Source organism: Streptomyces sp. rh34 (assembly GCF_002551245.1).
GTDB lineage: Bacteria > Actinomycetota > Actinomycetes > Streptomycetales > Streptomycetaceae > Streptomyces.
This window is the reverse complement of the sequence record NZ_NTGZ01000261.1, coordinates 1-10,258: the sequence shown is the minus strand read 5'-3', so window position 1 is coordinate 10,258 and position 10,258 is coordinate 1. Positions and strand designations below refer to the sequence as shown.

Annotated in this window: 10 protein-coding genes; 1 reads left to right on the top strand and 9 read right to left on the bottom strand. The window is 72.1% G+C overall.

All coding sequences use genetic code 11. From position 1 onward, the window contains the following. Positions 1–48: 48 nt before the first annotated feature. The 7 genes from pheT to infC form a co-directional block, all read right to left on the bottom strand. A complete protein-coding gene (gene pheT / locus CR470_RS31365; RefSeq protein ID WP_097870859.1) occupies positions 49–2,562 on the bottom strand; it encodes a phenylalanine--tRNA ligase subunit beta in 2,514 nt (837 codons plus the stop codon). Further along, positions 2,562–3,701, bottom strand: coding sequence for a phenylalanine--tRNA ligase subunit alpha (gene pheS / locus CR470_RS31360; RefSeq protein WP_097870858.1), 1,140 nt, complete (start codon positions 3,699–3,701; stop codon positions 2,562–2,564). Before pheS ends, pheT begins: the two co-directional genes overlap by 1 nt. Positions 3,702–3,817: 116 nt before the next feature. Further along, complete coding sequence (locus CR470_RS31355) at positions 3,818–4,975, bottom strand: sensor histidine kinase (protein WP_097870857.1); 1,158 nt, start codon at positions 4,973–4,975, stop codon at positions 3,818–3,820. A gap of 172 nt (positions 4,976–5,147) precedes the next feature. After that, positions 5,148–5,996 (bottom strand): TrmH family RNA methyltransferase, encoded by an 849-nt coding sequence (locus tag CR470_RS31350; RefSeq protein ID WP_097870856.1) that lies wholly within the window; start codon positions 5,994–5,996, stop codon positions 5,148–5,150. Positions 5,997–6,200: 204 nt separating this feature from the next. Then, on the bottom strand, positions 6,201–6,584 hold the full coding sequence (gene rplT, locus CR470_RS31345; protein WP_007457565.1) for a 50S ribosomal protein L20: 384 nt from the start codon (positions 6,582–6,584) through the stop codon (positions 6,201–6,203). 107 nt (positions 6,585–6,691) lie between these two features. Then, the gene (gene rpmI / locus CR470_RS31340; protein WP_003970213.1) at positions 6,692–6,886 is read right to left on the bottom strand and encodes a 50S ribosomal protein L35; all 195 of its coding nucleotides are present in this window, start codon (positions 6,884–6,886) and stop codon (positions 6,692–6,694) included. A 120-nt stretch (positions 6,887–7,006) separates the two neighbouring features. Next, complete coding sequence (gene infC, locus CR470_RS31335; protein WP_097870860.1) at positions 7,007–7,723, bottom strand: translation initiation factor IF-3; 717 nt, start codon at positions 7,721–7,723, stop codon at positions 7,007–7,009. Between the two features lie 391 nt (positions 7,724–8,114). On the opposite strand from infC, the gene CR470_RS31330 reads away from it, so the two are divergent. Continuing rightward, complete coding sequence (locus CR470_RS31330; protein ID WP_097870855.1) at positions 8,115–8,477, top strand: DUF1844 domain-containing protein; 363 nt, start codon at positions 8,115–8,117, stop codon at positions 8,475–8,477. Positions 8,478–8,565: 88 nt separating this feature from the next. Here CR470_RS31330 and CR470_RS31325 read toward each other — a convergent pair whose 3' ends face one another. Continuing rightward, the gene (locus tag CR470_RS31325; RefSeq protein ID WP_097870854.1) at positions 8,566–9,279 is read right to left on the bottom strand and encodes an MIP family channel protein; all 714 of its coding nucleotides are present in this window, start codon (positions 9,277–9,279) and stop codon (positions 8,566–8,568) included. A 126-nt stretch (positions 9,280–9,405) separates the two neighbouring features. Next, positions 9,406–10,134 (bottom strand): SseB family protein, encoded by a 729-nt coding sequence (locus CR470_RS31320; RefSeq protein WP_097870853.1) that lies wholly within the window; start codon positions 10,132–10,134, stop codon positions 9,406–9,408. Positions 10,135–10,258: the final 124 nt, after the last annotated feature.

Genomic DNA, 10,258 nt, shown 5'->3' with positions numbered 1-10,258 from the left:
TATAAGAGACAGGGCCGGATACGCCCCTTCTCAACGCCGCTGCACGGGCTACGCGCCGCGCAGCACCGCGCCCGTGCGCTCGGCGGCCAGGGCCACCGCGCTGTCGCGGGCGGCCGAGGCCTCCTCGACGGTCAGGGTGCGGTCGGCGGCGCGGAAGCGCAGCGCGTACGCCAGGGACTTGTTGCCCCCGCCGATCTGCTCGCCGGTGAAGACGTCGAACAACCGCAGCGATTCCAGGAGTTCACCCGCACCCTCGCGCAGTGCCCGCTCCACGTCGGCGGCCGGGACGCCCCCGGCGACGACGAGCGCGACGTCCTGGGTCGCCACCGGGAAGGTGGAGATCCGGGGCGCCTGGAGCGCTCCGTCGACGGCCCGCTCCAGGACGTCCAGCTCGACCTCGGCGGCACAGGTCCGCTCGGGCAGGTGGAGCGCCTTGATCACGCGCGGGTGCAGTTCGCCCGCGTGTCCGAAGAGGGTCTCCTCGCCGTCCACGGTGACGTACAGCGCGGCGCAGCGGCCCGGGTGCCACGGGGCGTGCCGGTCGGCGCGGACGATGACCTCCACACCGGCCTCCGCGGCGATGGACCGGGCGGCCTCGACGGCGTCCGCCCAGGTCGCCGGGGTGCCCTTGCCCCACCAGCCGGACTGTTCGCGGGCGCCCGCGAGGACGACGGCGGCGCGGCGCGGCTGACGCGGCAGGGCCGCGTCGAGAGAGGCGATCTCCTCGTCGGTGGGGCGGCGGTCGACGGGCAGCCGGACCGCCTGCGGCTCCTGGCCCGTCGGCCTGAAGACCAGACCGGTCTCGAAGAGCGCCAGGTCGTGGCTGCCGCGACCGTCGTTGCGCCGCAGGGCGCCGAGGAGACCGGGCAGCAGCGTGGTGCGCAGTGCCGGCTCCTCGTCGGAGATCGGGTTGACGAGCTTGACCGTGCGGCGACGGGCGTCGTCCGCCTCCAGGCCGAGCTGGTCCAGGACCGCGTCGCCGATGAACGGGTAGCTCAGCGCCTCGACGTACCCGGCTCCGGCCAGCGCCCGGCCGATGCGGCGGTGCAGCCGCTGGCGGTCGGTGAGACCGCGGCCGGAGGGGGGCGTCGGCAGGGTGGAGGGCAGGTTCTCGTAGCCCTCCAGCCGGATGACCTCTTCGGCGAGGTCGTTCGGCTCGTTCAGGTCGGGCCGCCAGGACGGGACGGTGACGATCAGCTCGTCCTGCCCGTAGACGTCGCAGCCGACCTGCTGGAGGCGGCGGACGACGGTCTCGCGGCCGTACTCCACACCGGCGACCCTGTCCGGGTGGTTCGCCGGCATCGCGATGGTGCGCGGCGCCGACGGGGCGGTGATCTCGGTGACCCCGGCCTCGGCGGTGCCGCCCGCGAGCAGGACCAGCAGGTCCACCGTGCGCTGCGCGGCAGCGGCGGCGGCCTGCGGGTCGACGCCGCGCTCGAAGCGCTTGGACGCCTCGGAGGACAGCTTGTGGCGGCGCGCGGTGCGGGCGATCGAGATCGCGTCGAAGTGCGCGGCCTCGATGACGACCTCGGTGGTGAGGGCGTGCTCGCCGTCCGCGTCGGCGATCTCGGTGTTGGCGCCGCCCATGACGCCCGCGAGGCCGATCGGCCCCCGGTCGTCGGTGATGACCAGGTCCTCGGCGTCCAGCACGCGCACGGTGCCGTCCAGCGTGGTGAGCTTCTCGCCCTGCGCGGCGCGGCGCACGCCGATCGGGCCCTCGACCCGGGTGCGGTCGTAGGCGTGCAGGGGCTGGCCCAGCTCCAGCATCACGTAGTTGGTGATGTCGACGGCCAGGGAGATGGGCCGCATCCCGGCCTTCTGGAGGCGACGCCGCATCCAGATCGGGGAGCGGGCCTCCGGCTGGAGACCGGTGACGGTGCGCGCGGTGAAGCGGTCGCAGCGCGACGGGTCGGAGATCTTGACCGGGTAGCCGTACGCGTTCGGCGCGGGCACGTCCAGGAGCGCCGGGTCGCGCAGCGGCAGCCCGTAGGCGATGGCTGTCTCACGGGCGACGCCGCGCATCGAGAGGCAGTAGCCGCGGTCCGGGGTGACGGCGATGTCGAGGACCTCGTCGATGAGCTGGAGCAGCTCGATCGCGTCGGTGCCGACCTCGTGCTCCGGCGGCAGCACGATGATGCCGTGCGTTCCGTCGTCGCCCATGCCGAGCTCGTCGGTGGAGCAGATCATGCCGTGCGAGGTCTTGCCGTACGTCTTGCGGGCGGCGATCGCGAAGTCGCCGGGCAGGACCGCGCCCGGGAGGACCACGACGACCTTGTCGCCGACCGAGAAGTTACGGGCGCCGCAGACGATCTCCTGCGGTTCGCCGGTGCCGTTGGCCGTGCCGACGTCGACCGTGCAGAAGCGGATGGGCTTCTTGAAGCCCTCCAGCTCCTCGAGGGTCAGGACCTGTCCGACGACCAGGGGGCCCTTGAGGCCCGCACCGATCTGCTCGACGGTCTCGACCTCAAGCCCCACGGAGACGAGCTTGGCCTGTACGTCACGGCCGGTCTCCGTCGCCGGCAGGTCGACGTACTCCCGCAGCCAGGAAAGCGGGACGCGCATCAGATCTCCATCCCGAACGGCCGGGTGAACCGGACGTCACCCTCGACCATGTCTCGCATGTCTTCGACGTTGTGGCGGAACATCAGCATCCGTTCGATGCCGAACCCGAAGGCGAATCCGCTGTACTTCTGGGGGTCGACGCCGCAGGCGGTGAGCACCTTGGGGTTGACCATGCCGCAGCCGCCGAGCTCGATCCAGCCCTCGCTGCCGCAGGTGCGGCAGGGGCGGTCCGGGTTGCCGACGGACTCGCCGCGGCAGACGTAGCAGACCATGTCCATCTCGGCGGACGGCTCGGTGAAGGGGAAGAAGTTCGGCCGCAGCCGGGTCTTCATGTCCGGTCCGAAGAGCGCCTGGACCATGTGGTCGAGGGTGCCCTTGAGGTCGGCCATGGTGAGGCCCTCGTCGACGGCGAGCAGCTCGATCTGGTGGAAGACCGGGGTGTGCGTGGCGTCCAGCTCGTCGGTGCGGTAGACCCGGCCGGGGCAGACCACGTAGACGGGGGGCTTGCGCTCCAGGAGCGAGCGGGCCTGGACCGGCGAGGTGTGCGTACGCAGCACGACGCCGGACTCGTCGCCCTCGGTCGCCTTCCCGTCGGGCGTGGTGCCCTGCACGAAGAAGGTGTCCTGCATCTGGCGGGCCGGGTGGTCGGGCACGAAGTTCAGGGCGTCGAAGTTGAACCACTCCGCCTCGGCCTCGGGGCCCTCGGCGATCTCGTAGCCCATGGCCACGAAGACGTCCGCGACGCGCTCCATGAGGGTCGTCAGCGGGTGGCGGGCGCCGGCCGGGGTGCGGTCGTAGGGCAGCGTGACGTCCACGGCCTCCTCGACGAGCACCCGGGCGTCGCGCTCGGCCTCCAGCTCCGCCTGGCGGGCGGCGAGCGCCTTGGAGACGGCTCCGCGGGCCTGGCCCACGCGCTTGCCCGCCTCGGCCTTGGCCTGCGGGGGCAGGGCGCCGATCTCGCGGTTGGCGAGGGACAGCGGCGAGGTACCTCCGGTGTGCGCGGTCTTCGCCTGGGCGAGCGCGTCGAGGTCACCGGCGGCGGCGAAGGCGGCGAACGCCTCGTCCCGCAGGCGCTCGATCTCTTCCGGTTTCAGTGCCTCGACCTCGACTGGGTCGTACGACTTGTTCGGTGCCGACATCTCTTCCCGTGCTTCCGATTGGCTGGTGGCGCGACCCCGCTCGACGACTGGAGGACGCAAAGGTGCCAAAGGTCGAGTCTAAAGGCCGCAGGACGGTCGGGGAGCCCGTGGGCTGCTCACACCAGGCAGGCGGGCATGCTCACGGGCAGAATAAATCGGAACTCGGCTCCGCCGCCGGGCCCCCGGTCGACGGTGATGGTGCCGCCGTGGGCCTCGACGATGCCCTTGACGATGTAGAGGCCCAGACCGGTGCCGCCGCGCTTGCTCCCCCGCCAGAAACGGGTGAAGACGCGACTCATCGACTCCTCGGGGATGCCGGGGCCCTCGTCGCTCACGGTGACCGCCGTTCCCATCTCGTCGCCGGTTCCCGGCGCGGGTGCCGGGGCGATCTCAATGGTGACGGTTCCCTCGCCGTGGCGCACCGCGTTTTCCAGGAGGTTGCCGAGGACCTGGTCGACCTTGTCGGGGTCGGCCCACAGGTCGGGCAGGGGCCCCCGGGCCCGGACCCGGAAGCGGTCGGGCGCCTGGCCGCCCGCGGTGAGGGCCTGGATGTGGCGGGCGACGGCGGCGGTGATGTCGACGGGCTGGCGGCGCAGCTCCAGGCGGCCGGAGTCGATGCGGGAGATGTCGAGGAGCTCGGCGATGAGCCGGGTGACCCGGCCGGCGTCCGCGTCGACGGTCTCCAGCATCAGCCGCTTCTGGTCGTCGGTGAACCTCTCCCACTTGGCGAGCAGGGTGGCGGTGAACCCCTTGACCGAGGTCAGGGGGGAGCGCAGCTCGTGGGCGACGGTGGCGATCAGCTCGGCGTGGCTGCGTTCGGTACGCCGGCGGGCCTCGGTCCCGCGCAGCGAGACGACGACCCGGCGCACCGGTCCGGTCGGCCGCTCGCGTACGTAACGGGCGGCGACCAGCACTTCACGGCCGCCGGGCAGCAGCAGGTTGCGCTCGGGCTGGCCGTTGCGGGTGGCGAGACCGCCGTACGGGTCGGTCAGGGCCCACCAGCGCTTTCCCTTGAGGTCCTCCAGCGGGAGGGCGGCCTCCAGGGGACGGCCGATCGCGTCGGCGCGGGGGGTGGCGGTGATGCGGGCGGCGGCGGCGTTGAAGCAGACGACGTGCCCGCTCTCGTCGGCGACGACGAGACCGTCGGGAAGGTCGTCCGGGTCGATGCCTGTGCCGAGGCCGTCCGGACCGGCCGCCGGCCCGTCCGGCTTCTCTTCCGCAGCGCGCGGTGCGGTGGTGTGCGCCGGTCGCGGCGAGCTCATGCCGACAGCCATCTTCCCGTATCCCCACCTCTCGAACCGGTGCAGTGGGCCCCCGAGTTCGTCACCCTACTAGGCGGTGGTGAACCGGCGACACCCTGTGGGGGCGCGGAGAGGAGTGCGCCGGTGGGAGGGGCACGGGAATGGCCGGGATCGTGTGCTGACGGACCGTCGGAGCGGCGCTCCGTCAGCGGGCCCCGGGGGCTCGCCGGGGGCGCTGCGCGCGGGCGGAGGCGTACAGGCAGACGGCGGCGGCGGTCGCGAGGTTGAGGCTCTCCGCCCTGCCGTGGATGGGGACGCGGACGACGGCGTCGGCGAGCGCGCGGGTCTCCTCGGGGAGCCCCCAGGCCTCGTTGCCGAAGACCCACGCGGTGGGGCCGCCCATGGTGCCCGCGTCCAGCTCGTCGTCCAGGTCGTCGGCCCCGGCCCCGTCGGCGGCGAGGATGCGCACCCCGGCGTCCCGGAGGCCCCGCACGGCCTGTTCGACGGGGACGCCGACGGCGACGGGCAGGTGGTAGAGCGAACCTGCCGAGGCCCGTACGGACTTGGGGTTGTAGAGGTCGACCGACGCGTCGGTAAGGATCACCGCGTCCGCGCCCGCCGCGTCGGCGCAGCGCAGTACCGTTCCGGCGTTCCCGGGGTCCCGTACGTTCGCCAGAACGGCCACCAGCGTGGGCTTCGCGGCGAGGATCTCCTGGAACGGCGTGTCCAGGAAGCGGCAGACGCCGATGAGGCCCTGCGGGGTGACGGTCTGCGAGACGTCGGCGAGGACGTCGTCGTCGGCCAGGTGCACACGGGCGCCCGCGGTGTGGGCGGCCTCGACGATGTCGGCGTACCGGTCGGCGGCCTCGGGGGTGGCGAACAGCTCGATGAGGGTCGGCTCGCCGTCGCCGCCCCGGTGGGCGGCTGCCTCGCGCACGGCCTGGGGCCCCTCGGCGATGAACCTGCGCTCCTTGCCGCGGAAGTTGCGGCGGGCCAGCCGGCGGGCGGCGGCGACCCGGGGGGAACGCGGGGAGATCAGTTCGGGGGTGCCCATGGTCGGCGGCGAGCCTCTCTGCGTACGGCTGTGGCGGTGTGCGGTGCCGTCGGCGGGGGCCGACGGCGGGTCAACGCACCGGACCCGCAGGCGGCGTGCGCCTGCGGGTCCGGTTCGCGTACCTGGAAGGGGGTGCCTGGACGGGCGCCTCCCGTTTGGGCCATGCCGGGCTCGCAGGCCCCGGCATGGCCCGAACGGAAGACCCTAGGCGGCCTTCGGGGCGTTGACGTCGCTCGGGAGGGCCTTCTGAGCGACCTCGACGAGGGCGGCGAACGCGTTGGCGTCGTTGACCGCGAGCTCGGCCAGGATCTTGCGGTCCACCTCGATGTTGGCGGCCTTCAGACCCTGGATGAGGCGGTTGTACGTCATGCCGTTCTGGCGGGCAGCGGCGTTGATGCGCTGGATCCACAGCTGACGGAAGTCGCCCTTGCGCTTCTTGCGGTCGTTGTAGTTGTAGACCAGGGAGTGGGTGACCTGCTCCTTGGCCTTGCGGTACAGGCGCGAGCGCTGCCCGCGGTAGCCCTTGGCCGCCTCGAGGATTGCCCGGCGCTTCTTGTGGGCGTTGACTGCCCGCTTGACGCGTGCCACTTGTTAACTCCTTGTAGCGGGGCCGTGGGTGTCGTCACACGGCCCGGAAACGAATTGGTCCCGGTGTGATCGAGGTCGTGCCTCCGGGGCGAGCCGGAGGCCGAGCCTCACTTGCCGAGAAGCTTCTTGATCTTCTTGGCGTCGGCCGGAGCCACGACGACCGTGCCGGTCAGCGAGCGGGTCTTCTTGGACGACTTGTGCTCGAGCAGGTGGCGCTTGCCGGCCCTCTCGCGGAGCACCTTGCCGGAGCCGGTGATCTTGAAGCGCTTGCTGGCACCGCTGTGCGTCTTGTTCTTCGGCATCGCGCCGTTCTCTCCTCGTCAGTGGCGCCCCTCACGGTGCGGGGCACCGGACTGCAGGGGCGTCAGATCTCTATGGGATTCCGGGGGGACCCGGGGCCGCCTGGATGGCGGCCCCCGCGGTCACGACTCGGAAGGTGTCTCGGCCGGAGCCTCGGCCGCTTCGGCCGGAGCCTCCGCGGTGTCGCCCTCGGACGGTGCGTCGGTCGTGCCCTGACGCTCGGCCTTGCGGGCGGCCTGGGCCTCACGGGCTTCGGCCATGGCTTCGGTCTTCTTCTTGTGCGGGCCCAGAACCATGATCATGTTCCGGCCGTCCTGCTTCGGGTTGGACTCGATGAAGCCCAGGTCCTCCACGTCCGAAGCGAGACGCTGGAGCAGTCGGAAGCCCAGCTCGGGGCGGGACTGCTCACGACCACGGAACATGATCGTGATCTTGACCTTGTCGCCCTGCTTGAGGAACCGGACGACGTGACCCTTCTTGGTGTCATAGTCGTGCGGGTCGATCTTCGGCCGGAGCTTCATCTCCTTGATGACCGTGTGCGCCTGGTTCTTGCGCGCCTCACGGGCCTTCATGGCCGACTCGTACTTGAACTTCCCGTAGTCCATGAGCTTGCACACGGGCGGACGGGCTGTCGCCGCCACCTCGACCAGGTCGAGGTCATACTCCTGTGCGAGTTCCAGGGCCTTGGCAAGCGGAACAATCCCGACCTGCTCGCCGCTGGGACCGACAAGTCGGACCTCGGGAACGCGAATCCGGTCGTTGATGCGGGGCTCGGCGCTGATGGATCCTCCTCGGTAGCACCACGCGGCCGCCTGGCGGACAGCCGCGTAACGTCTTATAACGTCAAGACCAACCGAGCCGGAAGCGCAAAAATGCCCCGGACGGGACACAGGCGAGGCTCCAGGAACTACCGGAGCACCGCCGCGGTCAACCGCGGGGCGCATCGGACGGCTCCATCGTCCGTACGGAACGATGGGGACCGCCTGACCGGTGACCCGCCGTCCGGTGAGGACGGTCAGGTGGGAGATCGGAGCCTCCACTTGTGGGCCGGGCACATAGATGCCCAGCCGGTCGTTACACAAGGTTAGCAGCCCGGCCCCGGGTGCGCTAATCCCGCGTCTCCCCCGGTATCGCCCCTTTGCCTGACCCCCCGGCGGTCCGTGTCCGTCCCGGTGTCCCGAAGCGGCTCCCGCGCGCGGGACGGCGGTGGCCTGGCCTTATCGTGTGGGCATGAGTGACGCGACCCCCAGCAGTGAGAACCCCGGCTTCGACGCCATGGCCCGCGACATCGCGGAGGTCCCCGCGGTCGAGGTGATCGTGACGGTCGCCGTCAACCTGATGAGCGCGGCCGCCGTGAAGCTCGGCCTCACCGAGGAGGGCGAGGAGCACAAGGACCTCGACGAGGCCCGCAAGCTGGTCCAGGCGCTGGCCGGACTGCTGGACGCGAGCGCCACGGAGATCAGCACCTTCCACGCCTCGCCGCTGCGCGACGGTCTGAAGTCCCTCCAGCTCGCCTTCCGCGAGGCCTCGCTGGTGCCGGACGAGCCCGGCCACGGCCCCGGCGAGAAGTACACCGGCCCGGTCTACGGCTAGCCGCCGCCCCTCTCCCCGTACGCCACGAAGCCCGCCGTCCCCCCGTGGGGCGGCGGGCTTCCGCGTGGGTGCGGGCCGGCCCGGTCCCTCAGATGGCGTCCTCGGTCTCCTCGGGCGGGAGGTTGGGGCAGGGGTGGGTGAGCCGGTGGGCGTAGGCGGCGATCGCTCCGCCGACCAGGGGCGCGACGATGAACAGCCAGAGCTGGGAGAGGGCCGCGCCCCCCGCGAAGAGGGCCGGACCGAAGCTGCGCGCCGGGTTGACCGACGTGCCGGTCAGCGGGATGCCCACCAGGTGGATCGCGGCGAGCGCCAGGCCGATGGGCAGCCCGTCGAAGCCGGTGACCGCCACCTTGTGGGTCACCGCGAGGACGACGTAGACGAGCAGGAACGTCAGCACCACCTCGGCGAGGAACGCGCCGCCGATGTTGATACCGACGGCCGACCGGTCGTCGTAGCCGTTGGTGCCGAACTCGCCACTGGTCTCCAGGCCCGGGATCTGCTTCGCCAGCAGGAACAGCAGGGCCGCGCCGACGATCGCGCCGAGGAACTGGGCCACCCAGCGCTCCACGGCCGTTCGGATGTCGATCCGGCCCGCCATATACATGCCCAGCGTCACCGCGGGATTGACATGACAGCCGGAGATCGGTCCGAGCGCGTAGGCCAGCGCGAGGAGGGTGAAGCCGAAGGTGAGGGCGATGCCCACCGTGCCGAGGTAGTCGACGGCGAGCACCGCGGACCCCACGGCGAAGAACACCAGCAGCAGGGTGCCGAGGAACTCGGACGCCACGATCCGCTTCTGCATGGAACCACCTCGCGAGCTTGATCGGTTGGTCGGATTTCTCCGGATCCCGACAATTCTCACGGCGGCGGGCACTTGGCGCGCGTCGGTGCGGGCCGGACCCGGGTCTCCCCGGGCCGGCCCGGGGTGTCAGCGGGCGAAGAGGGGCTCTCCCGGCGCGGCGGTGCCGGCGGGGAGAACGGCCAGATCCAGGCCGCTCACCAGCCGGGCCCGCAGCACCTCGCTGGCCGACAGCGCGCGGGCGATACGGCGGGCCGCCTCGGCGGGCACGGCGTCCGGCGCGAGGACGAGCGCGAGGGTGCCGTCCGCGCTGCCGGGCCCGAGGTGGGCGCGGACCACGGCGGGGTCGGCGGCCACGGTCTCCCGTACGGCCTCGATGACGGCGGGGTCCTGGAGCGGGTTGGTGCTGGTGCGGTTCTCGGCGAGGGCCAGCAGCGCCTGCCCGCTCAGCTCGAAGGCGACGGGCCCGGCGAGGTCCAGCACGACGGTGTCGGCCTTCTCGTGGGCGGCGGCCTGGAGTGCTTGGTGCAGCGGTACGGCGACGGGGCGCGCCTCGGGGTCCCAGAGCGCCAGCGTCGCGGTCGAGGTGAAGGCGGGGAGCGCGCGCCGGTCGCCGGCCCGGAGGGTGGGTACGGCCATGTCGCTGGTCTTCTCGCGCCGGAGCCCCTTCTCGTCCTCCTCGACCTCGCCGAGCACGGCGACGACGGGGACCAGCAGCCTGGCGTCGCGCAGGGCCGTGAGGACCGGGCCGACGGCGCTCCGGTCCCGGGACCAGGCGTCCAGGGCCCTGGTCAGGGCGGGGGACGCCGAGCCGTCGTCGTCGGAGAAACCGGGGTCCGGAATGTTCTTGAGCTCCACGGGACGAGGGTAGTGCCTGGCTCTTCGCGGCTTGCCCGCAGGTGGGGCCGGGCGCGAAGCCCGGCGCCCCGCCGGCGCGGGCCCGTGCTCGGCGGAGGATGCTCAGCGGCGGCCGGGGGCGTTC

Excerpts from the sequence above, each read along its gene's own strand:
- rpmI (WP_003970213.1), bottom strand. The coding sequence starts at position 6,886 with ATGCCGAAGAACAAGACGCACAGCGGTGCCAGCAAGCGCTTCAAGATC.
- CR470_RS31355 (WP_097870857.1), bottom strand. The coding sequence starts at position 4,975 with ATGGCTGTCGGCATGAGCTCGCCGCGACCGGCGCACACCACCGCACCG.
- CR470_RS31330 (WP_097870855.1), top strand. The coding sequence starts at position 8,115 with ATGAGTGACGCGACCCCCAGCAGTGAGAACCCCGGCTTCGACGCCATG.
- pheT (WP_097870859.1), bottom strand. The coding sequence starts at position 2,562 with ATGCGCGTCCCGCTTTCCTGGCTGCGGGAGTACGTCGACCTGCCGGCG.
- CR470_RS31350 (WP_097870856.1), bottom strand. The coding sequence starts at position 5,996 with ATGGGCACCCCCGAACTGATCTCCCCGCGTTCCCCCCGGGTCGCCGCC.
- CR470_RS31325 (WP_097870854.1), bottom strand. The coding sequence starts at position 9,279 with ATGCAGAAGCGGATCGTGGCGTCCGAGTTCCTCGGCACCCTGCTGCTG.
- pheS (WP_097870858.1), bottom strand. The coding sequence starts at position 3,701 with ATGTCGGCACCGAACAAGTCGTACGACCCAGTCGAGGTCGAGGCACTG.